Origin of the sequence: Crossiella sp. CA198 (assembly GCF_052078295.1) — a bacterium.
In the GTDB taxonomy this organism is placed as follows: domain Bacteria; phylum Actinomycetota; class Actinomycetes; order Mycobacteriales; family Pseudonocardiaceae; genus Crossiella.
Map to the genome: position 1 here is coordinate 242,141 of NZ_JBQJIM010000001.1, position 23,118 is coordinate 265,258.

General features: G+C 70.9%; 22 protein-coding genes. 7 read left to right on the forward strand and 15 right to left on the reverse strand.

Annotated elements, in window-relative coordinates; translation table 11 throughout:
* Nucleotides 1–160: 160 nt before the first annotated feature.
* The 4 genes from ACTOWY_RS01255 to ACTOWY_RS01270 all read right to left on the reverse strand — a co-directional run bounded on the left by ACTOWY_RS01255 (nt 161) and on the right by ACTOWY_RS01270 (nt 4,412).
* Nucleotides 161–913: a YebC/PmpR family DNA-binding transcriptional regulator gene (locus ACTOWY_RS01255; protein ID WP_441307740.1), complete on the reverse strand. Its 753-nt coding sequence runs from the start codon at nt 911–913 to the stop codon at nt 161–163.
* A 48-nt stretch (nt 914–961) separates the two neighbouring features.
* Nucleotides 962–1,582 carry a pyridoxal 5'-phosphate synthase glutaminase subunit PdxT gene (gene pdxT, locus ACTOWY_RS01260; protein ID WP_441307741.1) on the reverse strand — a complete coding sequence of 207 codons (621 nt, stop codon included), beginning with the start codon at nt 1,580–1,582 and terminating at the stop codon, nt 962–964.
* A 47-nt stretch (nt 1,583–1,629) separates the two neighbouring features.
* Nucleotides 1,630–3,003: an amino acid permease gene (locus ACTOWY_RS01265; RefSeq protein WP_247758263.1), complete on the reverse strand. Its 1,374-nt coding sequence runs from the start codon at nt 3,001–3,003 to the stop codon at nt 1,630–1,632.
* A 215-nt stretch (nt 3,004–3,218) separates the two neighbouring features.
* Complete coding sequence (locus ACTOWY_RS01270; protein WP_441307742.1) at nt 3,219–4,412, reverse strand: trans-sulfuration enzyme family protein; 1,194 nt, start codon at nt 4,410–4,412, stop codon at nt 3,219–3,221.
* 78 nt (nt 4,413–4,490) lie between these two features.
* Here ACTOWY_RS01270 and ACTOWY_RS01275 point away from each other — a divergent pair, with 78 nt between their 5' ends.
* From ACTOWY_RS01275 to ACTOWY_RS01285, 3 genes are all read left to right on the forward strand, one after another.
* On the forward strand, nt 4,491–4,961 hold the full coding sequence (locus tag ACTOWY_RS01275) for an Lrp/AsnC family transcriptional regulator (RefSeq protein WP_441307959.1): 471 nt from the start codon (nt 4,491–4,493) through the stop codon (nt 4,959–4,961).
* Between the two features lie 52 nt (nt 4,962–5,013).
* Nucleotides 5,014–5,583, forward strand: a complete 570-nt coding sequence (locus ACTOWY_RS01280) for a DUF4190 domain-containing protein (RefSeq protein ID WP_441307743.1) — start codon at nt 5,014–5,016, stop codon at nt 5,581–5,583.
* 65 nt (nt 5,584–5,648) lie between these two features.
* A complete protein-coding gene (locus tag ACTOWY_RS01285; RefSeq protein WP_441307744.1) occupies nt 5,649–6,419 on the forward strand; it encodes a DUF4190 domain-containing protein in 771 nt (256 codons plus the stop codon).
* Here ACTOWY_RS01285 and ACTOWY_RS01290 read toward each other — a convergent pair.
* A complete protein-coding gene (locus ACTOWY_RS01290; protein WP_247757592.1) occupies nt 6,416–6,724 on the reverse strand; it encodes an AzlD domain-containing protein in 309 nt (102 codons plus the stop codon). The genes ACTOWY_RS01285 and ACTOWY_RS01290 overlap by 4 nt on opposite strands.
* A complete protein-coding gene (locus ACTOWY_RS01295; protein WP_441307745.1) occupies nt 6,721–7,365 on the reverse strand; it encodes an AzlC family ABC transporter permease in 645 nt (214 codons plus the stop codon). The genes ACTOWY_RS01290 and ACTOWY_RS01295 overlap by 4 nt, the downstream gene beginning before the upstream one ends.
* 114 nt (nt 7,366–7,479) lie before the next feature.
* Here ACTOWY_RS01295 and ACTOWY_RS01300 point away from each other — a divergent pair, with 114 nt between their 5' ends.
* Complete coding sequence (locus ACTOWY_RS01300) at nt 7,480–8,046, forward strand: helix-turn-helix domain-containing protein (RefSeq protein ID WP_441307746.1); 567 nt, start codon at nt 7,480–7,482, stop codon at nt 8,044–8,046.
* An 875-nt stretch (nt 8,047–8,921) separates the two neighbouring features.
* On the opposite strand, the gene pdxS is transcribed toward ACTOWY_RS01300, so the two are convergent.
* Together pdxS and ACTOWY_RS01310 are read right to left on the reverse strand one after the other, a co-directional pair.
* Nucleotides 8,922–9,821 (reverse strand): pyridoxal 5'-phosphate synthase lyase subunit PdxS, encoded by a 900-nt coding sequence (gene pdxS / locus ACTOWY_RS01305; protein ID WP_441307747.1) that lies wholly within the window; start codon nt 9,819–9,821, stop codon nt 8,922–8,924.
* 158 nt (nt 9,822–9,979) lie between these two features.
* Entirely contained in the window at nt 9,980–10,495 is a 516-nt protein-coding gene (locus tag ACTOWY_RS01310; RefSeq protein ID WP_247757595.1) for a pyridoxamine 5'-phosphate oxidase family protein, read from the reverse strand.
* 127 nt (nt 10,496–10,622) lie between these two features.
* Between ACTOWY_RS01310 and ACTOWY_RS01315 the strand changes: the two genes are divergently transcribed.
* The gene (locus tag ACTOWY_RS01315; RefSeq protein ID WP_441307748.1) at nt 10,623–12,707 is read left to right on the forward strand and encodes an elongation factor G-like protein EF-G2; all 2,085 of its coding nucleotides are present in this window, start codon (nt 10,623–10,625) and stop codon (nt 12,705–12,707) included.
* A gap of 121 nt (nt 12,708–12,828) precedes the next feature.
* Here the strand turns inward: ACTOWY_RS01315 and ACTOWY_RS01320 are convergent, their stop codons facing one another.
* From ACTOWY_RS01320 to thrS, 6 genes are all read right to left on the reverse strand, one after another.
* Nucleotides 12,829–13,956 carry a glycosyltransferase family 4 protein gene (locus ACTOWY_RS01320; RefSeq protein WP_441307749.1) on the reverse strand — a complete coding sequence of 376 codons (1,128 nt, stop codon included), beginning with the start codon at nt 13,954–13,956 and terminating at the stop codon, nt 12,829–12,831.
* The gene (locus ACTOWY_RS01325; RefSeq protein WP_441307750.1) at nt 13,953–14,804 is read right to left on the reverse strand and encodes a phosphatidylinositol mannoside acyltransferase; all 852 of its coding nucleotides are present in this window, start codon (nt 14,802–14,804) and stop codon (nt 13,953–13,955) included. Before ACTOWY_RS01325 ends, ACTOWY_RS01320 begins: the two co-directional genes overlap by 4 nt.
* Complete coding sequence (gene pgsA, locus ACTOWY_RS01330) at nt 14,801–15,409, reverse strand: phosphatidylinositol phosphate synthase (RefSeq protein WP_247757598.1); 609 nt, start codon at nt 15,407–15,409, stop codon at nt 14,801–14,803. Before pgsA ends, ACTOWY_RS01325 begins: the two co-directional genes overlap by 4 nt.
* A 94-nt stretch (nt 15,410–15,503) precedes the next feature.
* The gene (locus ACTOWY_RS01335; RefSeq protein ID WP_247757599.1) at nt 15,504–16,055 is read right to left on the reverse strand and encodes an HIT family protein; all 552 of its coding nucleotides are present in this window, start codon (nt 16,053–16,055) and stop codon (nt 15,504–15,506) included.
* Between the two features lie 10 nt (nt 16,056–16,065).
* Nucleotides 16,066–18,564, reverse strand: a complete 2,499-nt coding sequence (locus ACTOWY_RS01340; protein ID WP_441307751.1) for a PEP/pyruvate-binding domain-containing protein — start codon at nt 18,562–18,564, stop codon at nt 16,066–16,068.
* 204 nt (nt 18,565–18,768) lie between these two features.
* A complete protein-coding gene (gene thrS, locus ACTOWY_RS01345; RefSeq protein ID WP_441307752.1) occupies nt 18,769–20,832 on the reverse strand; it encodes a threonine--tRNA ligase in 2,064 nt (687 codons plus the stop codon).
* A gap of 109 nt (nt 20,833–20,941) precedes the next feature.
* Here thrS and ACTOWY_RS01350 point away from each other — a divergent pair, with 109 nt between their 5' ends.
* Entirely contained in the window at nt 20,942–21,574 is a 633-nt protein-coding gene (locus ACTOWY_RS01350; protein WP_441307753.1) for a TetR/AcrR family transcriptional regulator, read from the forward strand.
* Here the strand turns inward: ACTOWY_RS01350 and ACTOWY_RS01355 are convergent.
* Nucleotides 21,571–22,167 (reverse strand): dihydrofolate reductase family protein, encoded by a 597-nt coding sequence (locus tag ACTOWY_RS01355; RefSeq protein ID WP_441307754.1) that lies wholly within the window; start codon nt 22,165–22,167, stop codon nt 21,571–21,573. The two genes, ACTOWY_RS01350 and ACTOWY_RS01355, sit on opposite strands and share 4 nt — an antisense overlap.
* A gap of 257 nt (nt 22,168–22,424) precedes the next feature.
* Here ACTOWY_RS01355 and ACTOWY_RS01360 point away from each other — a divergent pair, with 257 nt between their 5' ends.
* Nucleotides 22,425–23,102 (forward strand): biliverdin-producing heme oxygenase, encoded by a 678-nt coding sequence (locus ACTOWY_RS01360; protein WP_185007212.1) that lies wholly within the window; start codon nt 22,425–22,427, stop codon nt 23,100–23,102.
* The last annotated feature ends 16 nt before the right edge of the window (nt 23,103–23,118 follow it).

A 23,118-nucleotide genomic window follows, 5' to 3' on the forward strand; every position in this document is an offset into this window, starting at 1 on the left:
GGGGTGGACTAGGCCGTTCAGACCAATTTTTCAGCTCCCGCCGCCGGACTGCGCTACGGGCTCCAGGTACTTGTGCGAGCTGTGGACACAAGCGAATGCCGCGCCGCCCCGCTGGTGCGGGACGGCGCGGCATCGCGGAGAACTCAGCCGGAACGGCCGCCTACGCGTCGACCTCGGCCATCACGTCGTCGCTCACGTCGAAGTTCGCGAACACGTTCTGCACGTCGTCGCAGTCTTCCAGGGCGTCGATCAGCCGGAAGACCTTCCGCGCGCCGTCGGCGTCCAGGGAGACGCTGATGGCGGGCAGGAAGTTGGCGTCGGCGGAGTCGTAGTCGATGCCCGCGCCCTGCAGCGCGGTGCGGACCGCGACCATGTCGCCAGCCTCGGAGACGATCTCGAAGCTGTCCCCCAGGTCGTTGACCTCTTCGGCGCCCGCGTCGAGCACGGCCATGAGCACGTCGTCCTCGCTCATGTCGTTCTTGGGCACGAGGATGACGCCCTTGCGGGTGAACAGGTAGGCCACCGAGCCTGGGTCGGCCATGTTGCCGTGGTTGCGGGTCATGGCCACCCGGACCTCGCTGGCGGCCCGGTTGCGGTTGTCGGTGAGGCATTCGACCAGGACCGCCACGCCGTTGGGGCCGTAGCCCTCGTACATGATGGTCTGCCAGTCGGCGCCGCCGGCCTCTTCACCGCCGCCGCGCTTGCGGGCGCGCTCGATGTTGTCCGAGGGCACCGAGTTCTTCTTCGCCTTCTGGATGGCGTCGAAGAGGGTCGGGTTGCCTTCGGGGTCGCCCCCACCGGTCCGCGCGGCGACCTCGATGTTCTTGATCAGCTTCGCGAACAGCTTGCCGCGCTTGGCGTCGAGGGCGGCCTTCTTGTGCTTGGTGGTGGCCCACTTGGAGTGGCCGCTCATCTCTCCTCCGTCGCTCTCGTCACCGTTGACGCGTTCCCCGTCAGCTTCTCAGGCCGCGCGCACGGTGTCCGCGAACAGGCGGTGCACCCGCCCGTCGCCGGTCAGTTCAGGGTGGAACGCGGTTGCCAGCACGCGTCCCTGTCGAACGGCGACGATCCTACCGGCGGCCGCCCCGGAGTCCGGGACCTCCGGCACGGTGGCGAGCACTTCCACCTCGTCGCCGACCGATTCCACCCACGGCGCCCGGATGAACACCGCGCGCACCGGGTCGCCCTCGATGCCGGTGACGTCGAGGTCGGCCTCGAAGGAGTCGACCTGGCGGCCGAAGGCGTTGCGCCGGACCACCATGTCCACGGCGCCGAGCTGGTGCTGGTCCGGACGTCCGTCGAGCACCGTGCTGGCGAGCATGATCATGCCAGCACAGGAGCCGAAGGCCGGCAGGCCCTCCTTCAACCGCAGACGCAACGGTTCCAGCAGCTCGAAGTTGATGAGCAGGCGGCTCATCGTGGTGGACTCGCCACCGGGGATGACCAGCCCGTGCACCTGGGCCAGCTCCTCGGCCCGGCGGACCGGGCGGGCCAGCACATCGCATTCGGCGAGCGCCACCAGGTGCTCTCGCACGTCACCCTGCAGGGCGAGCACTCCGACCACGGGCTGGGCTGCCGACACCGCTCACTCCTGAACTGCTGGAACCGTTGCTTGCTGGTCCGACCAGCTTATTCGCCCGCGATCGGCTCCCGAACGGGGGTGCTCTCCTTGGCCTTGCCCGCCGCGGCGGCGACCGCCTGGTTGCGGCGGCTGACCAGCTTCCAGCCCACGAACAGCACCAGCGCGATGATCGGCATCGAGTAGAACGCGATCCGCTCGGCGCCCTCGGTGAAGGCCATCAGGACCAGCACCAGCACCAGGAAGCCGATGCTGAGCCAGCTGGTGTACGGCGCGCCCGGCATCCGGAACTCGCTGCGCGGCAGCTCGCCCTTGTCGGCCTTGCGGCGCAACCGGATCTGGCAGTACAGCAGGGTGATCCAGGTGGTGATCACGCCGAGGCTGGCCACCGCGATGGCGATGTCGAAGGCCTCCTTGGGCACCAGGTAGTTCAGCACCACGCCGAAGAGGTAGACGATCGCGGTGAACAGGATGCCGCCGTAGGGCACGTGCCGGGCGGACATCTTGCCGGTGAACTTGGGCGCCTCGCCCTTCTGCGCCAGCGAGCGCAGGATGCGGCCGGTGGAGTACAGCCCCGAGTTGCACGAGGACAGCGCCGCGGTCAGCACGACCGCGTTCATCACATCGCCCGCGCCGGGGATGCCCAGCCGGGTGAACACGGTGACGAACGGGCTCTCCGCGCCGGAGTACAGCGTCCACGGCAGCACCATGGCCAGCAGCAGCACCGAGCCGATGTAGAAGATGCCGATCCGCCACACCACGCCGTTGATCGCCTTGGGCAGCACCTTGCGCGGGTCCTTGGTCTCACCGGCGGCGATGCCGACCAGCTCGATCGCGGAGTAGGCGAAGATGACCGCCTGCAGGCTCATCAGCACCACGCCCACGCCGTTGGGCAGGAAGCCCTCGTGCGCGGTCAGGTTGGACACGGACGCGGTCGTCCCGCCGACATCGGCCGAGGTCAGCACCAGCGCGAGGCCGGTGAACAGGAAGACGATGATCGCCAGCACCTTGATGACGGAGAACCAGAACTCCAGTTCGCCGAACAGCTTCACCGACAGCAGGTTGACCAGCAGCAGCACGGCCAGCGCGACCAGCGCGGTGATCCACTGCGGCACGTCGGGCAGCCAGCGGTGCACGTAGATGGCCACCGCGGTGATCTCCGCGATGCCGGTCATGGCCCAGTTGACCCAGTACATCCAGCCGCTGGTGAAGCCGGCCCACGGGCCCACGAACTCGCGGGCGTACTCCACGAAGCTGCCCGCGGTGGGCCGGTGCATGACCAGCTCCCCCAGCGCGCGCATCACGAAGAACGCGGCGATGCCGCAGGCCGCGTAGGCCAGGACCAGTCCTGGACCGGACGTGGCGAGCCTGCCGCCCGCGCCCAGGAACAGGCCGACGCCGATGGCGCCGCCGATCGCGATCATCTGGACCTGGCGGTTGGACAACGTCTTGACGTATCCGTCGTCGTCAGGCTGGCCCGGTTTGGTGTCGAGCTCCGGCGCGGAAGCCACGCGGCGCCCCTCTCTATCCTCGATTACAGATATCCGGGGCCCACACTGTGGAATCACGTAACGGGCCCCGTTGCCCTCTGAAGCGGGGACGATATCGCCATCGAGTGTGCACAAAGCTATAGCGTTCGCTAGGACGTAATGGGAATCACGTTGATTCTTATGAGAACCTCAAGTGCGGCATCAAGATCGCTCCACAGGTCCTCGACGTCCTCCAGGCCCACTGAGACGCGCACCAGTCTGGGGCTGATTCCGCAGGCCAGGCGGTCCGTGTCGGGTACTAGGCGGTGGGTGAGCGCGGCCGGTCGCTCCACCAGGGAATCGACCGAACCGAGGCTCACCGCATGGGTGAAAAGGCGGAGTTTGGCCAGCATGGCATCCGATTCTTCGAATGTCTCGAAGGAGAGCACCGCGCCGGGTCCGCGCAGCTGACGGCCGAGGACCCGGTGCGGATCGGAACCGGCCAGTCCCGGATAATGGACCTTCGCCACTGCCGGGTGAACGCTGAGCCTGGCGGCGAGTTCGGCCGCGGTGCGCTGGGCCGCCTCCACCCGCAGCGGCAGCGTGGCCAGGCCGCGGTGCAGCAGGTAGGCCGACATCGGGTGCAGCAGCGCGCCGGTGGCGATGCGCAGACTCCGGATCGCCGCGGCCTGCTCGGCGGGGGCGGCCACGATGCCGCCCATGGCGTCGCCGTGGCCGCCGAGGTACTTGGTGGCCGAGTGCAGCACGTAGGTGGCGCCGTGCGCGGCCGGGTTCTGCAGCACCGGGGTGGCGAAGGTGTTGTCCACCAGCACTGGCACGCTCCCGGCCGCGGCTACCAGGGCGTCCAGGTCCACCAGGTCCAGGGTCGGGTTGGCCGGGGTCTCCGCGATCACCAGGCCGGTGTCCGGCCGGATCGCCGCGGCCACTCCGGCGGCGTCGGCGAAGGTGACCTGCACGCCGAGGATCCCGCTGGTCAGCAGGTGGTCGGTGCCGCCGTAGAGCGGGCGCAGCGCGACCACGTGCTTGCGGCCGGTGATCAGGCAGGCGGCCTGCACGGTGGCGACCAGGGCGGCCATGCCGCTGCCGAAGGCGACCGCGTCCGGCAGGCCTTCTAGCTCCGCCAGCGCGCGCTCGAACCGGGACACGGTCGGGTTGATCAGCCGCCCGTACACCGGCGAGCCTGCCGTCGGCGCGCCCTCGGCCAGTTCCAGCAGGGCCGCTTCGCCGGAGCCTGCGTCGGTGAGCGGGTAGGTGGTGGACAGGTCGATCGGCAGGGCGTGCACGCCGAGGGCGGTCAACTCGTCCCGGCCGGCGTGCACGGCCCGCGTGTGGATGCTGCGCATGGCCGGAATCGTGAAGCAATCGTCGGCGTCTCTGAGTAGATTGCGAATCCTGTTCGGCGAAGTGAGGTGAGGTCCGTGCTGGATGCGGTGGACGCGGCCATCGTGCAGGAGTTGCAGAACGACGCTCGGCTGCCCAACAAGGACCTGGCCGCGAAGGTGAACCTGGCGCCCTCGACCTGCCTGGTCCGGCACCGGGCGCTACGCGAGCGCGGGGTGCTCACCGGGTACCGGGCCGAGGTGGACCTGGCCGAGCTGGGCAGGCCGGTGCAGGCGATGATCGCGGTGCGGGTGCGCCCGCACACCAGGGCGATCGTGCAGCCCTTCATCGACTTCGCGCTGGCCCTGCCGGAGACCCTGGCCCTGTCCCATGTGGCCGGTCCGGACGATTTCCTGGTGCACGTGGCGGTGGCCGACACCGCGCACCTGCAACGACTGGTGCTGGACTCCTTCACCACCCGCAAGGAGGTCGCCCAGTTGCAGACGCACCTGGTCTTCGAGCACATCCGCAAGCGGGCGGTGCCGCCCGCGGAGGGGGCCCTGCTGGGGTGACGTGCGGGCGTTTCGCGCGTGGGCGGGGCGGGTACCGGCTACCGTGCTCGCCGTGTCAGCACCACAGGATCCGGTCCAGCCACCGTCGCAGGACCCAGCCCCGTACTCCCCGGCCACGGCGGAGCCCCACTACCCCGCGACGCAGTACCCGGTCGCGCCCGAGCCGCAGTACCCGGTGGCTCCGGAGGTGCAGTACCCGGTGACGCCCGAGGTCCAGTACCCGGTCGCGCCGGACGCGCAGTACCAGGTGCAGCCGCAGTACCCGGCGCCGATGAGCTACCAGGACTCCGGCGGCTACCAGAAGGCGTCCTACCCCGGTTACCAGCAGCAGGGCTACCCGGGCGGTTACCAGCAGGGCTATCCGCAGGCGTACCCGCAGCAGAAGACCAACGGGATGTCGGTGGCCGCGCTGGTCTGCGGGATCATCCCGTTCTTCATCCTGCCGGTGCTGGGCATCATCTTCGGCGCGGTGGCGCTCAACCAGATCAAGCAGTCCGGCGAACAGGGCCGCGGCATGGCACTGGCCGGGCTGGTCGTGGGCTGCGTCTGGGTCGGGCTGTTCCTGTTGTTCTTCCTGATCCCGTTGCTCTTCGTGGGCTCGGTGCCGTTCCTGGTGGGCTGAGCGCGGAACCCGGCTGAGCGGAGCCGGTTTGCCTAGACTGTCGCGGGTAGTGGAAAGTTCGCTCCGTGACAGACCAGCCGAAGCCGGAGCAGCCGGGCCAGCCGGATCAGCCGGCGCAGCAGCCCAGTCCGGCGCAGTTCTACCCGTCGGCGCCGCCGCCTCCGCCAGAGGCGCCAGCCGGCTACCCACAGCCGCACCAGTCGTACGGTCAGGCGCCGGTTCCCGGCAACACCAACGGGTTCGCCATCGCGGCGCTGGTGCTGGGCATCATCCCGGGCATCATCACCAACGTGCTGGCGGTGATCTTCGGGCTGGTCTCGCTCAACCAGATCAAGCAGCGGGCCGACCGGGGCAAGGGCATGGCCATCGCCGGGATCGTGGTCGCCGGGGTCTGGCTCGCCCTGTGGGCGACGCTGATCGCGGTCGCGATCAACACCCAGGCCACCCGCAATGAGGCCGGTCAGGTCGTGGACTCCGGTCGGCTGAGCGTGTTCAAGCTGAACGTGGGCGACTGCTTCGACGGGGTTAAGGAGGGCAAGGCGATCACCTCGGTGACCGCCCAGCCCTGCGACAAGCCGCACGAGGCCGAGGTCATGGACCGCTTCCCGATGCCGGCCGCGCCCGAGTACCCGGGTGAGGCGAAGGTGACCAGCGACGTGGAGACCGAGTGCAGCGAGCGCCTGGAAGGCATGCTGCCGCCGGCCACCCTGGAGAAGCTGGAGCTGTACTACTTCTACCCGACGGCTTCTTCCTGGCGGACCGGTGACCGCACCGCGGTGTGCGTGGTCACCGGCCAGCAGGGCACCAAGCTGACCGAGAAAATCGCGAAACGCTAAGGGATTCCGGCCAGCCGGAGTCCGGCGGCGGTGCCCGCGGCGAGCAGCACCACCACCGCGAACGGCAGCTTCCGCCACGCGGCCAGGGCCCCGACCAGCACACCCGCTGGTCGGGCCCAGCCGCTGAAGACCTGCCCGTCCAGCACGGCCTGGGTGAGCACCAGCGCGGACAGCAACGCGATCGCGGCCAGGGCCAGCCCGCGTTGCAGTTTCTCCGAGATCTCCAGGCGGTCCCGCAGGAACGGCCCGGCGGCGCGCAAGGCGTAGGTCCCGCCCGCGAGTACCAGGATCGTCGTGAGCGTCATGCGGCCTTCTTCTTCCAGTTCGGCACGGGCAGGGCGGCGGCCAGGCCGAGCAGGCCCAGCAGCACCGGCAGTCCGGGCGGCAGCAGAGGTGCGGTGGCCACCGCGATCACCCCGCCCAGGATCGCCACCCGGCGCGGGGTCTTGTCCGCCAGCTGCGGCAGGATCAGCGCGAACATGCCTGCCGGGAACACCGCGTCCAGGCCGAAGTCCTTGGGGTCGCCCACGGCCGAGCCGATCAGGGCGCCGATGAGCGTGCCGGAGTTCCAGGTGACGAACGCGGCGATGCTGGATGCCCAGTACACCGCGCGGGCCCGTTCGGGATCCTTCTGCGCCAGCGCGAAGGCCACTGACTGGTCGATCATCAGGTAGCTGCCCAGGAGTCTGCTGTACCAGCGGCGGCCGAACACCCCGCCCACGGCCAGCCCGAAGGGCAGCAGCCGCGCGTTGACCAGCAACCCGGCCAGCACGGTGGCCAGCGGACCGGCGCCAGCCGCGGCCACCCCGACCGCGGTGAACTGGGCGCCACCGGCGAAGACCAGCACGGACATCGCCACGGCCAGCCACACGGACAGCCCGGAGGTCACCGCGACCGCCCCGAAGGACATACCCATCATGCCGCCGGTCAGGGCGGCGGCACTCACGTCACGGATGAGCGCGGAGTCAAGTGTTCGCCATATCGAACGCATCGACGCCTATACTGAACACACTAAGGTGCGTTCGTCAACGCGAATACAAGGACCGCTGGAGCGAACACGATGACCGACGCCCGCCCCGGCGGCGCACCCCTGCGCACCATCGCGGCCAACCTGCGCCGCGAACGGGACCGCACCGGCCTCACCCTGACCGAGTTGGCCAAACGGGCAGGCATCGCCAAGTCCACGCTGTCGCAGCTGGAGTCGGCGAGCGGGAATCCGAGCGTGGAGACGCTGTGGGCGCTGGGGGTGGCACTGGGGGTGCCGTTCTCGCGGCTGGTGGAGCCACCGGTGGCGCAGGTGCGGGTGATCCGGGCCGGCGAGGGGCCGGGGGTCGCCTCGGAGCAGGCGGCATTCGTGGGGACGTTGTTGTCGGCTTGTCCGCCCGGGGCGCGGCGGGATATTTACGTGATCACGATGGAGCCGGGGCAGACCCGGTTCGCTGATCCGCATATCCCGGGGTCGATCGAGCACGCGGTGGTGAGCAGCGGACGATTGCGGTGCGGGCCCGCGGAGAGTTCGGTGGAGTTGGCGGCCGGGGATTACGCGGCTTTCCCCGGGGACGCGCCACACGTGTATGAGGCTTTGGCCGCAGGAACGTCGTTCGTACTGGTAATGGAACACATCTGAGGCAGTTCATCCCGAGTGTTGGCCGTTGTCGTACGCCGAGTTGGCCGTTATGGACGGCGAGTTGGCCCAACTCGTACGCCACGTTGGCCGTTGTGGGACGGCCGCAGGCCGGGGCGGAGGGGTGAAACCCCCACGACGAGGGCTCTCGCGTGTTCTCCGTACGGCCTGGAGCATGCAGACCACACCCCGATGAGCGGCCCCTGCAACACAATCCGCCGCCCGGCCAACCCAACGTGACGGGGGCCGCTCATCGGGGTGTGGTTGGCTGGCGGAAGGCCGTACGGAGAACACGCGAGCCCTCGGAGCCACGCTGGGTCTCGAGTCGGCAGCCCAGACCCCGCCCCGCAACCTGCTCGTCCCGGGGTTTGATCTGCCCCACCCCTCCGGTGGTCTGCCCGGCCGGCGAGGCCATCCTTTCTTGATCTTCGGGTTGACAGTCAAGAGCGAAGATCAAGATCGTCCTCGCCGGACGGGCAGGAATCAAAGGATGGGGGGAAGAACAAAGTCAAGGGCAAAGAGCAGTGCTCGTGTGCGGTTCCCCATCCCCGTCAGCCCTCCGATACCAAACCACACATCCCGGGCAGCGGCCCGGTCGCGTTGGGTTGGCCGGGCGGCGGATTGTGTTGCGGGGCCGCTGCCCGGGATGTGGTGTGTCCTCTCCAGGCTGACGGGGATGGGGAACCGCTCGGGGAAAGTTTGAAAAGCCACCCCCGCTGCCTGTCCCGGGCTTCGCCCGACCGCAGCGACCTACGGCGTCCCACAACGGCCAACGTGGCGTACAACAACGGCCAACTCGGCGTCCATAACGGCCAACTCGGCGTACGACAACGGCCAACACTCGGTGGGGGTTGAGTGTTGGCCGTTGTTGTGCGGGGTTACCAGCCTCGGGTGGCGAGGCGTTGGGAGTCGGGGAGGTCGGAGATGTTGATGCCGACCATGGCTTCGCCCAGGCCGCGGGAGACCTTGGCGATGACGTCGGGGTCGTCGTGGAAGGTGGTGGCCTTGACGATGGCTTCGGCGCGCTTGGCCGGGTCGCCGGACTTGAAGATGCCGGAGCCGACGAAGACGCCTTCGGCGCCGAGCTGCATCATCATGGCGGCGTCGGCGGGGGTGGCGATGCCGCCCGCGGTGAACAGGACCACGGGGAGTTTGCCGAGCTGGGCGATTTCCTTGACCAGCTCGTACGGGGCGCGCAGTTCCTTGGCCGCGACGAAGAGTTCGGGCTCGTCCAGCAGGGTCAGCCGCTTGATGTCGGCGCGGATCTGGCGCATGTGCCGGGTCGCCTCGACCACGTTGCCGGTGCCGGCCTCGCCCTTGGAGCGGATCATGGCCGCGCCCTCGCTGATGCGGCGCAGGGCCTCGCCCAGGTTGGTGGCGCCGCAGACGAACGGGACGGTGTAGCCCCACTTGTCGATGTGGTGGGCCTCGTCGGCGGGGGTCAGCACCTCGGACTCGTCGATGTAGTCCACGCCGAGCGACTGCAGCACCTGGGCCTCGGCGAAGTGGCCGATGCGGGCCTTGGCCATGACCGGGATGGACACGGCGGCGATGATGCCGTCGATCATGTCCGGGTCACTCATCCGGGCGACGCCGCCCTGGACCCGGATGTCGGCGGGGACCCGCTCCAGGGCCATCACCGCGACGGCGCCGGCGTCCTCGGCGATCTTGGCCTGCTCCGGGGTGACCACGTCCATGATCACGCCGCCCTTGAGCATCTCGGCCATGCCGCGCTTGACCCGCGCGGTGCCGACGGCCTGGATGTCACTGGAGGTCACTGGTGTCCTGCCCAACTGTGCTCTGAAGTGGGAAAACCCACTCCGGTGGATGACTGGGAACCACATGCTACGTCCGCGCGCGGCCCCTCAAAGTGGCCAATTCCGCGCGATTTGAGCAGGCCAGTTACCCGCGTCACGCCACTCCCCCGGACGGTGGCTCAGCCTGCGCCGAACCGCCAGCGGGTCATGCTCTCCCCGTCCCGTGCCCAGCCGAAGACCACCCGCGGCCGCACCAGGTAGGCCGGGCCGCCCTGACCGCCCTCGCCCGCCAGCCGTCCGTCGGCCAGATGCAGGGTCCACCGGTACTTCTCACGCAGGGCCTCGGCCAGGCGCAGCAGGTCCAGCTGGGCGGTGACCAGGGCGGCCTCGCCCTCCACGATGACCACCTCGTCGCCGCTTTCCAGGTGCACGCTGATCTCCCGGCTCACCGCCAGGTTGCGCACCGCGGCCGACCCCGTGACAAAGCAGAAACCCGCTGGCAGCCACACCCCCCACACCGGCCGGGTGTGCGGTCGCCTGCCCGCGCTCGCGGTGGCGATCCAGTAGTTGCGGGCGTCCTCCAGGCGGTAGCGCGCCCAGTCCCAGTCGAGCAGGTGCGCGCCGGTGGCCCGGACACCGCCGCGGCTGGGCCGGGAGGTGCGCGGACGGGGCAGCGGGGTCAGCAGCTCACTCATCACCGCAATTAGTACTCCCGGATGGTGCGCGCGCCCTGGGGTGGACGCCACCGGGGCATCGGGTGTGAGATCGGACACATCCAACGCGCGGTCGGATCAGGCCGGCCGTTCGGGAGGTGGAAGTCCCATGGGCACCAAGCACACGGACAACGGCCATGCCGGCGGCCAGGTCGCTGTAGCCGACCCCACCAAGGTGCGCAACGTCGTGCTGGTCGGACCGTCGGGTTCCGGGAAGACCACGCTCACCGAGGCGTTGCTGGCGGCGGCGGGGGTGATCAACCGCACCGGCTCGGTCACCGAGGGGACCACGGTGTGCGACCACGATCCGGCGGCGGTGCGGCAGCAGCGTTCGGTCGGGCTGTCGGTGGCCCCGTTCCTGCACCGCGAGGTCAAGGTCAACCTGATCGACACTCCCGGGTACGCGGATTTCGTCGGTGAGCTGCGCGCCGGGTTACGCGCCGCCGACGCCGCGCTGTTCGTGGTGTGCGCGGCCGAGGGCGTGGACGCGGCCACGGTGGCGCTGTGGCAGGAGTGCGCCGCGGTGGGCATGCCGCGCGCGGTGGTCATCGCCCGCTGTGACCACCAGCGCGCCGACATCGACGCGGAGATCGCCGCCTGCCGGGAAGCCTTCGGCGAGGGCGTGCTGCCGCTGTACCTGCCGCTGCGGGCAGGCGGCGAGCTGTCCGGGCTGGTCGGGTTGATCACCGGCACGCCTCCGGCGGAGATGGCCGAGGAGTTCGCGGCGGCCAGGGACACGCTGATCGAGGGGATCATCGCCGAAAGCGAGGACGAGTCCCTGATGGAGCGCTATCTGGAGGGCGAGGACCTGGACCAGGGGGTGCTGATCGCCGATCTGGAGACCGCGGTGGCCCGCGGCTGTTTCCACCCGGTGATCCCGGTCTGCGCCACCACCGGCCTCGGCGTGCCGGAGTTGCTGGAGATGCTGACCAGGGCCTTCCCCTCCCCCGCCGAGCACGACCCACCCGAGGTGACCGGCACCGACGGCATCCCGCGCCCCCGGCTGGCGGCCGACCCGGACGGGCCACTGGTGGCCGAGGTGGTGCGCACCGCGGTGGACTCCTACGTCGGCCGGGTCTCCCTGGTCCGGGTGTTCTCCGGGACGTTGCGGCCGGAGCGGCCGGTGCACATCTCCGGGCACGGCATGGCCGACCGCGGGCACGAGGACCACGACAACGACGAACGCGTCGCACACGTCTACTCCCCGCTGGGCGCGACCCTGCGCGAGGTGCCCTACTGCGTGGCCGGGGACCTGTGCGCGCTGACCAAGCTCACCTCGGCCGAGACCGGGGACACCGTGTCCGCGCCGGAGGATCCGCTGCTGGTGCGCCCGTGGGACATGCCGGAGCCGCTGCTGCCGGTGGCGGTGCTGGCCCGCACCCGCAGCGATGAGGACACCCTGGCGCGCAACCTGGCCAAGCTCGCCGCGAGCGATCCGACGCTGCGCCTGGAACGCAACGCCGAAACCCATCAGCTGGTGCTGTGGTGCATGGGCGAGGCGCACGCCGACGTGGTGCTGCAACGGCTGCGGGCCGGTGGCGCGGAGGTGGACACCGAGGAGGTGCGGGTGCCGCTGCGGGAGACCTTCGCCAAGGCGGGCAAGGGACACGGGCGGCATGTGAAGCAGTCCGGCGGACACGGCCAGTACGCGGTGTGCGACCTGGTGATCGAGCCGCTGCCGCGCGGGTCAGGGCTGGAGTTCGTGGACAAGGTGGTCGGCGGATCGGTGCCGCACCAGTTCATCCCGAGTGTGGAGAAGGGGGTGCGCGCGCAGATGGCCAGGGGTTTGCAGTCCGGGTATCCGGTGGTGGACCTGCGGGTGAGCCTGGTCGACGGCAAGGCGCACAGCGTGGACTCCTCCGACGCGGCGTTCCAGACCGCGGCCTCGCTGGCGATGAAGGAGGCGGCGGCCGCGGCCGGGATCGCGTTGCTGGAGCCACTGGACGAGGTCGCGGTGCTGCTGCCCGATGACCACCTGGGCACCGTGCTGGGCGATCTGTCCGGGCGCCGCGGCCGGGTGCTGGGCACCGAGGCGGCCGGGGCGGGGCGGACGCTGGTGCGCGCGGAGGTGCCGTGCGTGGAGTTGTTGCGCTACGCCATTGATCTGCGGTCGCTGACCTCGGGCACCGCGACCTTCACCCGCCGCTTCGTCCGCTACGACCCGCTGCCGGAGGCCATCGCCGCGAAACTGTGAGACCGCCTGGCCTGGTTCGGCGCTGCCGCCGGTAGCGTCGAACCCATGGGGCACGCGGGCGGACGATGGTCCGGCAGTTCGCGATCGATCCGGACCTGGAGCCGTGGCTCGTGCACCGCGGTCAGTGGCTGGGCACGGTGGTGTTCGGTCGCGAAGGCGCGCACTGGCTGATCGTGGCGGCCGGGCATGCGCGGTCGGGACCGGCCAGCGCGGACCGGTAGACCGCTTCGAGTTGTCCGGCCACCTCGGTCCAGTCGTACCGCCGGGCGCGGATCCGCCCGGCCGCCGACAGTCGCGCCCGCTGTCCCGGATCGGCCAGCAGCATGGCGATTTTCCCTGCCAGGGCAACGGAATCGCCGACCGGGAAGGTCTCGCCCGCGCCGCCGAGCACCTCGGTGAAGGCGGCCAGGTCGCTGGCGAGCACGGGGGCGCCGGCGGCCATGGCCTCGGTGAGGACCATGCCGAAGCTCTCGCCGCCGAGGTTGGGCGCGCAGTAGAGGTCCAGGCCACGCAACAGGCGGGCTTTGGTCGGGTCGTCGATCTGGCCCAGGAGGGTGATCCGGGCGGACAGGGCCGGTCCGGCGGCGCGGTGCAGGGCGGCGGGGTTGCCGGTGCCCGCGATGACCAGGTTCAGGTCCGGGTGGGTGGGCAGCAGGTGGCGGGCCGCGGCCAGGAGGACGGGCAGGCCCTTGCGGGGTTCGTCGTAGCGGCCGAGGAAGCCGAGCGCGCCGGGTGGCAGCGGCAGCGGGGTGGCCCTGGCGAAGCGGGTGGTGTCGACGCCGTTGGGGATCTCGATCATGCCGGGGGTGCTGCGGGCGGTGGCGGAGACGGCGATGCGGGTGGTGATGCGGCGCAGCAGTGGCCGCAGCAGCGGGTTTCCGGCGGCCGGGGAGCTGGTGTGGAAGGTGGCCACCACGGGGCACTCGGCCTGGGTGAGGGCGAGCAGGGACAGGCTGGGGGCGGCGGGTTCATGCAAGTGCAGCAGGTCGGGGCGGTGGGTGCGCAGCCAGCGGCGGACCCGGTGCAGGGCGCGGGGTCCGAAGGCGAGGCGGGCGATGGAGCCGTTGTAGGGGATGCCGAGCGCGCCGCCCGCGGGGGTGACGTAGTCGGGCAGGTCGGCGTGCCGGGCGGGGGCGAGCACGGCGACCCGGTGGCCGCGGTGGCGGAGTTCGCGGGCCAGCTCGAGGACGTGGGTCTGCACGCCGCCGGGCACGTCGAAGGAGTACGGGCAGACCAGGCCGATCCTCACCGCCGGCCGGTCCACACCGGGTGCAGCATGTGCCAGTCGGCGGGGTGCCGGGCCAGGTCGGCGGCGAAGACCTGGGCCAGTCGCTGGGTGGTTTCGGCGACGCCGGTGACCGGCAGCGCGGGGTGGAAGCGCAGGCCCCAGCCGTGCCGGGTGAACCAGGTGGCGGCGGGCAGCAGGGCGGCGCCGGTGAGCGCGGCCAGCCGCGCGGGTCCGCCGGGCAGCCTGGCCGGTGCGCCGAAGAAGGTGACCGGCACGCCCGCGCCGGTGAGCACCCGGTCGGCCAGCAGGCAGACGATCCGGTTGGCGCGCAGGCGTTCCAGGAGCAGTCGTCCGGGTGGGGCGCCGCCGGTGAGTGGCAGGATCTCGAAGCCGAGGGATTCGCGGTAGGCGGTGAAGCGGCGGTACAGCGATTCGGGGCGCAGGCGTTCGGCGACGGTGGTGAACCGGCCGGCGTGCCCGGTCAGCCACACCCCGGCGATGTCCCAGTTCCCGCTGTGCGGCATGGCCAGGACCACGCCGCGGCCGGTGGCCAGGGCGGCGTCGAGGTGGTCGACGCCGGTGGTGGCGATCCGGCGGCGGATCGCGGTCAGGTCCTGGGCCGGCAGGCGGAAGGTCTCGGCCCAGTAGCGGCCGTAGGAGCGCAGGCCGGCCCGGACGGTGGCGTCCAGGCGGTCGGGGGGCACGATCCGGGCCAGGTTGGCGCGCAGCCGGTGGCCGGGGCCGAGGTGGGCGGCGCACTGGGCGAAGGTGGCGAACAGGTGCCGGGTGAGGGGGTCGGGCAAGGCGCGGGTGAGTCGCCAGGCCGCCGCGTAACCGGTGTCCAGTGCCCGGTCGCGGGCAGCGGTCACGGCGTCGCCTTGGCGCTGCGGTACACCGCGTGCAGCCGCTGGCCGACGGTGAGCAGGGACAGCGCGGCCAGGGACCACAGCGCGATGTCCAGGGCGTAGGGCACGTCCAGGCCGGTGAGGCCGGTGCCGACCAGGGCGAGGATGAGTCGTTCGGCGCGTTCGACCAGGCCGCCGTCGGCGGAGAGCCCGGTGGCTTCGGCGCGGGCTTTGACGTAGGAGATGACCTGCGCGGTGACCAGGCACAACAGTGCCGCCGCGCCAAGGGCTCGGTCGTGCGCCTCGACAAAGGCCCACCAGGCGATGGCGGCGAACAGGGCGCCGTCGGCGATCCGGTCGCAGCTGGCGTCCAGGACCGCGCCGAAGCGGGTGCCGTTGCCCTGGGCGCGGGCCATCGCGCCGTCGATGAGGTCGAACAGGGTGAACACGGTGACCACCAGGGTGCCCACCAGCAGCTGGCCGCGGGGGAAGAACCACAGTGCGGAGAGCACCGTCCCGGCGGTGCCGAAGACGGTGATCGCGTTGGGGGTCAGCCCGCGGCGCAACAGCCAGGAGCCGACCGGGTCGGTGACGCGCGAGACCGACGCGCGGGCGAAGATGTTCAGCATCGGCTGTTCGGCATCGACTTTCGGTGACCCCGTGGGCAACAAAGAACCTGGTGACGCCAGCCTAACCGGCCGGTAGCCCAGGCACCCGACGCGGCTAGCCGACCTCGTCCCAGGCCCCGGCGAGCAGCTCCCTGGTCTCGCCGAGCAGTTGCGGCAGCACCTTGGTGTGCGCGACCACCGGCATGAAGTTGGCGTCCCCGCCCCAGCGCGGCACCACGTGCTGGTGCAGGTGCGCGGCGATGCCCGCCCCGGCCACGGTGCCCTGGTTCATGCCGATGTTGAAGCCGTGCGGGGCGGCGGCGTGCCGGATCACCCGCATGGCGCGCTGGGTGAACTCGGCGAACTCGATGGTCTCGGCCGGGTCCAGGTCGGTGTAGTCGGGGATGTGCCGGTAGGGCAGCACCATCAGGTGGCCGGGGTTGTACGGGTACAGGTTGAGCACCGCGAACACCAGCCTGCCGCGGGCGATGACCAGGCCGTTCGGGTCGTCCAGCTGGGTGACCTGGCAGAACGGGCAGCCCGTCGCCTCGGCGTCGGCGGGCTTGCCCTCACCGCGGATGTAGGCCATCCGGTGCGGGGTCCACAACCGCTGCAACGGGTCGGGGATCCCGATGCCCTCCTGCTCGTCCAGCTCCGGCTCGCCCATGAAATCGATCCTAGGGGGCGGAGTCGATCACGGTGACCGTGCCCTGGCCGCCGTCGACCCGGACCCGGTCCCCGGTGCGCAGCCTGGTGGTGGCGTCGCCGCAGCCCACCACGGCCGGGATGCCGAGTTCGCGGGCGACGATCGCGGCGTGCGAGAGCGGGGCGCCGATGTCGGTGACCACGGCGGCGGCCCGCGGGAACAGCGGGGTCCAGCCGATGTTGGTCACCGTGGTCACCAGGATCTCCCCCGGTTGCAGTTCCGCGCCGCGTTCGACCGTGGGCACCAGCCGGACCAGGCCCTCCACCACGCCGGCGACGCCGCCGAAGCCACGGACCAGGTCGTCCGGGGCGGGCGCCGGGGTGGCGGTGGCGTCGAAGCGGTCGGTGCGGCGGTGCGGGTCGGCGGCCCAGGTGTCCGGGTCGAAGTGGCCGCGGAGCAGGGTCGGGTACCGCGGCAGGGCGCGGTAGTGCTCGTACGCGGCGCGCCGGGCCGGGATGGCGGCCAGGGGTGCGGGGTCGCCGTGCAGCACCCGCACGGTCTCCTCGATGGACAGGAAGAACAGGTCCTCGCCGTGGCCGGTGAGTTCGCCCGCCCGGACCAGGAAGGCGCGGAAGATCCAGAACAGCCGGGCGAACTCGGAGCGGGCCTGTTCGCGGCGGCGGGCGGCGCGGGCGGCCCGGTCCAGCTTCGGCCACAGCTTGGCCGCGTGTGCGGGGTGCCGGGTCTGCAGCCGGTGCCAGGCGGCCTGGCGGAGCTGGGCCTGGCGGGCGAGCAGGGTGGACGGGTCCTGTTCGCCGGTGCCGAGGGTGCGCAGCTGCGCCTCGATCCAGGCCGGGGTTTCGGCCGGGCGCGGCAGGGAGACCTCGAACTCGTCGGGTCCGCGGTGGCCCCAGGCGGCGGCGTAGGCCTCCCGGTCGAGCCGTCCCGCGCGCAGCTCGGCCAGCCCGAGCACCGGGCCCAGGCTGGCCAGGTCGCCGCCCGCGCCGTGCGCGCCGCTGAGCAGCGCGGTCACCTCGCCAGGGTCGAGGAGTTTCTCCAGGCGGGTGCGGACCCGGCTCTGGTCCAGGGCGACGGTGCGGGCGGCTGCGGAGAGCAGGTGCGCGTCCACCCGCAGCACCTGGTCGAGTTCGGTGTCCCAGAGCCGGGCCAGTGCGGCCGGGTCGTCGGTTTTGGCGATGCGTTCGCGCAGGTCGCGGCTTCGGTCCTGGCCGGTGGCGAGCAGCTCGGGCAGGCGGCGGCGCAGGGTGCGGGCGGTGCCGAGTTCGCCGAGGGCCATGCGCAGGGCCAGCCGGATCAGGGTGAGCCGGGAGGTGGGCAGCCTGGGCAGGTCCGCGCCGATGCGGCCCCACAGGTTCTCGTTGGCACGGCGCAGGAATCGGCCGGCGCCCACCGCGTCGGCCAGGCCGAGGCTGAGGCTGATGTTGAGGTAGAACCGGCCGCCGATGTTGCCGTTCATCGGGTGCCCACCGAGGGAGCTGACCGACACCGCGCGCACCAGCGACCAGGTGGCCGGGGTCATCACGCTGGGGATGGCCTCGCCGAGGTTGGCCGAGGTCCACAGGTAGTCGCCCAGCTGGGAGTCGTTCCAGGTCTCGCGGACCACGGTGGTGATCGGGCGGGCCTGCAGGATGGCGAAACGGCCGTCGTGCCAGGCCCATTCGATGTCGGTGGGGCGGTGGTAGAGCCGGTGGATCCGGCGGCCGAGCGCGGCGAGTTCGCGGGCCTGGTCGTCGGTGAGCACGGGCAGCCAGCGCAGGTCGGTGGGGACGGGTTCGTCGCGGGTGCCCCTGGCCGTGCGCACGGTGCGGACGGTCTTGTCCGCGACCTCGCGGGTGACGACGGTGTCGTTGGTGATCACGTAGGTGTCCGGGGTGACCTGGCCGCCGACCACGGATTCGCCGAGGCCCCAGGCGGCGTTGATCACGACCTCGTCCTGGGCGCCGGTGACCGGGTTGGCGGTGAAGAGCACGCCGGCCGAGTCGGCGGGCACCAGTTCCTGGACCACCACGGCCAGGGCCAGGTCGCCGGTGATGCCGTGCCGGGCGCGGTAGCCGATGGCGCGGGCGGTCCACAGCGAGGCCCAGCAGCGGCGGACGGCGTCCAGGAGGGCTTCTTCGCCGGTGATGTTGAGGAAGGAGTCCTGCTGGCCGGCGAAGGAGAGGCCGGGGAGGTCCTCGGCGGTGGCGGAGGAGCGGACCGCGACGGCGGGGCTGCCCAGGTCGGCGTAGGCGGACAGGATCGCGGCGGCGGTGCTCGCGGGGAAGGGGGCTCGGGCGAAGGCGGCGGCGATGGTGCTGGCGGCGTCTTCGGGTTCGGTGGTCAGGGCGGCGTGGATGAGGGTGGTCAGCGGGCCCGCGGTGAAATCGCGGTAGGCGGTGGTGCTGATGTGGAAGCCGGGTGGGACCGGGATGCCCGCTCTGACCAGGATGGAGAGGGATTCGCCCTTGCCGCCCGCGGTCGCCAGGTCCGCCTGCTCCGCACCCAGCGGCAGTACCACGCCAACACTCATGCCTATATGTTGCCAGGCGACACATGCGGGCGCTCGGTTTTGCCCAACCAGCCGCCCACTAGGCCCAACTCGCCGTACCAGTTGGGCCAAACCGGCGTACGACAACGGCCAACACGCGCGCGGGGTTGAAACCCTGCCGGCGTGTTGGCCGTTCTGGGACGGTGTGTTGGCCGTTGTCGTACGGGGTTTTGGCCGTTGTGGGGGTTACTGGGGGAGCAGGGGGGTGACTGTGGCGGCGGTGGGGCTGGTGTTGTCGCGGCGGGTGATCCAGGTGGCGATGAGGTCGACCGCCTGTTCGACCGGGACGCCGTTGATCTGGGTGCCGTCGCGGAAGCGGAAGGAGACCGCGCCCGCTTCCACGTCCTTGGCGCCCGCCAGGAGCAGGAAGGGGACCTTCTGGGTGGTGTGGTTGCGGATCTTCTTCTGCATGCGGTCGTCGCTGGCGTCCACCTCGGCGCGGATGGCCTTGGCGCGCAAGGCTTTCCGCACGCCCATGAGGTGGTCGACGTGGTCGTCGGCGATGGGGATGCCGACCACCTGGGTCGGGGCCAGCCAGGCCGGGAAAGCGCCGCCGTAGTGCTCGGTGAGGACGCCGAAGAAGCGCTCGATGCTGCCGAAGAGGGCCCGGTGGATCATCACGGGGCGCTGGCGGGAGCCGTCGCCCGCGGTGTACTCCAGCTCGAAACGCTCGGGCAGGTTGAAGTCGACCTGGATGGTGGACATCTGCCAGGTGCGGCCCAGGGCGTCCTTGACCTGCACGGAGATCTTCGGGCCGTAGAAGGCGGCGCCGCCGGGGTCGGGGACCAGTTCCAGGCCGGAGTCCTCGGCGGCGGAGCGCAGCGCCTCGGTGGCGGCGGCCCAGACCTCGTCCGAGCCGACGTACTTCTCCTCGTTGCGGGTGGACAGCTCCAGGTAGAAGTCGTCCAGGCCGTAGTCGCGCAGCAGGCCGAGCACGAAGCCGAGCAGGGACTTCAGCTCCTCCTGCACCTGGTCGGGGGTGCAGAAGATGTGCGCGTCGTCCTGGGTCATGCCGCGGACCCTGGTGAGGCCGTGCACCACACCGGACTTCTCATACCGGTAGACCGTGCCGAACTCGAACATGCGCAGCGGCAGCTCGCGGTAGGAACGGCCCCTGGACCGGAAGATCAGGTCGTGGAAGGGGCAGTTCATCGGCTTGAGGAAGTAGTCCTGGCCCGGCTTGCGCAGCTTGCCGTCCTCGTCGTACTCGGCGTCCAGGTGCATCGCCGGGTACATGCCGTCGCGGTACCAGTCCAGGTGCCCCGAGGTCTCGAACAGTCCGCCCTTGGTGATGTGCGGGCTGTAGACGAACTCGTAGCCCTCCTCCTCGTGCCGCTGCCGCGAGTAGTCCTCCATCGCCTTGCGGATCACGCCGCCGCGCGGGTGGAACACGGCCAGGCCGGAGCCGATCTCGTCCGGGAAGCTGAACAGGTCCAGCTCCACGCCCAGCTTGCGGTGGTCGCGGCGCTCGGCCTCGGCCAGCAGCTCCAGGTAGCCGTCCTGGGCCTCCTGGGTCTCCCAGGCGGTGCCGTAGATCCGCTGCAGCTGCGGGTTCTTCTCGCTGCCCCGCCAGTACGCGGCGGCCGAGCGGGTCAGCTTGAACGCCGGGATGTACTTGGTGGTGGGCACGTGCGGGCCGCGGCACAGGTCGGCCCAGACCCGCTCGCCGCTGCGCGGGTCGAGGTTGTCGTAGATGGTCAGCTCGCCGCCGCCGACCTCCATCACCTCGGTGGTGTCCACATCGGACTTGAGGTCGACGAGTTCCAGCTTGTACGGCTCGGCGGCGAGTTCCGTCTTGGCCTCGTCCTGGGAGCCGAACACCCGGCGGGAGAACCGCTGCGCGCCCTTGATGATCTGCTTCATGCGCTTCTCCAGCGCGGTCAGATCCTCCGGGGTGAACGGGCGGGCCACGTCGAAGTCGTAGTAGAAACCGTCCTTGACCGGCGGGCCGATGCCCAGCTTGGCCTCGGGGAAGAGTTCCTGCACCGCCTGGGCGAGCACGTGCGCGGCGGAGTGCCGGATCACGCTGCGGCCGTCCGCGGACTCGGCGGTGACCGGCTCGACCTCGGTGTCGACCGACGGCGCCCAGGACAGGTCGCGCAGGTTGCCCTCGGGATCGCGCACCACGACCACGGCCTGGGCCCCCTTGTTCGGGGCTTCCACCTCGCGCAGGGCCGCGCCGGCGGTAGTCCCGGCTGGCACCGTCACACGCGAGGCGAGCACGGCGGGCGCGGGACTGGCTTGGGACACGACGAACTCCTAGGACATCGAGGTCAGGCACCGGGCGCGGCACGCCCGAGGAGCCTCGATGCTATCGGCCGTGCCCGGTCCGGCCGGTGCCGGGCATATCCTGGCCGGTATGCCGAAGATCGTCGGTGGCTCACTGGCCGAGCACCGGGAGCAGACCCGGGAGCGGATCTTCGCCGCCCTGGCCCGGCTGGCGGGCGAACGCGGCTACCACGCGATCACCCTGGCCGAGGTCGCCGCCGCGGCCGAGGTGGGCCGCACCGCGATGTACAACTACTTCCCGGACAAGGAATCGCTGCTGCTGGCCTTCGCCGAGCACGAGACCGGCGGCTACCTGCGTGAGCTGACCGCGGCCCTGGCCGAGCTGGACAACCCGGTGGACAAGCTGGCCACCTACGTCCGGCTGCACATCCGGGTCTTCGCCACCCGGCACATGCCGCCCAGCTCGGCGTTGCGGCCACTGCTGTCCGAACAGGGCCGCAGCCGGGTCCTGGACCACGTGGCCGAACTGGAGGCCACGCTGCGCCGGGTCCTGTCCGCCGGGATGGAACAGGGCTACCTGCCCGCGGCCGAACTGGACGCGCTGGTGCCCCTGGTCACCGCGTGCGTGAGCGGCCGCAGCCTGGCCGGGCTGGACGAACCGGCCCTGGCCGAGGCCACCGAACACACCGTCGGATTCGTGCTGCGCGGGGCCGGGGCGCGACTCGGACCCGACGGCAAACCGCGCAGGCTCCCCCGCCGTTAGTCCTGAGCGGCCGGGCGGAAGACGCAGACCTGCACGCCGGTGCCGCCCTTGACCGTGGACACCAGTTCCAGGGGCCGCTTGCCGCCGTCGGCCGGGAAGATCGACTTGCCGCCGCCGAGCAGCACCGGCATCAGGATCAGCCGCAGCTCGTCGACCAGACCCGCGCTGATCAGCGCGCGCACCAGGCTCGGGCTGCCCATGATCAGCAGGTTGCCGCCCTCGCCGGCGCGCAGCTTCCCGATCTCGGCGATGGCCTCCGCGCCCGGGATGAGACTGGTGTTGTGCCAGGTCAGGTCGGCCTCGCCGAGGGTGGCGGAGACGACGTGCTTGGGGATGGCGTTCATCCGGTCGGCGAAGGGATCGCCCGCCCGCTCCGGCCACGCCCCGGCCATCACACTCCAGGTGCGGCGGCCGAACAGCAGCGCGTCGGCGTCCCGCAGCGCCTCGTCGAAGGCGACGCCGACCACCTCGGGGTCGAAGAACGGGCCGGACCAGCCGCCGTGCGCGAAGCCGCCGTCGGTGTCCTCCTGCGCGCCGCCGGGGGCCTGCACGACGCCGTCCAGGCTGATGAACTCGCTGACCACGATGCGCATGGGTCCCGCTCCTCTGTTTCGCTGCCGGGCTTACGGGAAGAGAGACCGGCGGACCACCGGAAACTCATCGTCACCCCCAGAGTGACCTGGAGCACACTCTCTCGCGCCCTGGACAACTTAGGTAAGCCTAACTTAGCCTGGGCGGGCACGGCGGGATTCTGACACCTCGTCAGGATATTCTGACAACCTGTCGTGAAACCCTTGACCCCCCGTCCGCTCCGGCCGCACACTGGGTCCGGGCGAGGAGGAGGCTGACCGTGTCCGAGAACAGCGAAACCGTTGCACCACAGCGTTTTTCCACCGAGTTGCGAGCCCGCACCCGCGGAGATCACGCGCAGGCGCAACAACTCCCGTACGTGGACGCGATGCTGGCGGGCAAACTCAGCCGCGCCGGGTACGCCGAGATGGTCGCCCAGCAGTACTTCGCCTACTCGGTCCTGGAACAGGCCGCGCAGGTCATGCGAACCGACCCGATCGGGCGACGTTTTGTGTTGCCGGAACTCGACCGGGCGCCCGCGCTGGCCGAGGACCTGGCCTACCTGCTCGGCCTGGACTGGCAGGACCGGATCACCCCGAGCCCGGCCACCCTGCGCTACCTGGACCGGATGCGCGCGGTCTGCTTCGACTGGCCCGGTGGCTTCATCGCGCACCACTACACCCGCTACCTGGGCGATCTCTCCGGCGGCCAGATCATCCAGCGCTGCGTGATCCGCGCCTACGACCTGCCCGGCGACCGCGGCGCCTCCGCCTACACCTTCCCGCTGATCAAGAACGTCAAGCGGTTCAAGGACGGCTACCGCGAGATGCTCGACCTGCTCCCGTTCGACCCGGCGCAGCAACGCCGGGTGATCGAGGAGGCGATCGTGGCCTACCGGCACAACATCGAGGTCTTCGACGACCTGGGCCGCGACCTGCCCGCTTACCTGGTCGCCTAGCACTTCTGGTGGAGTC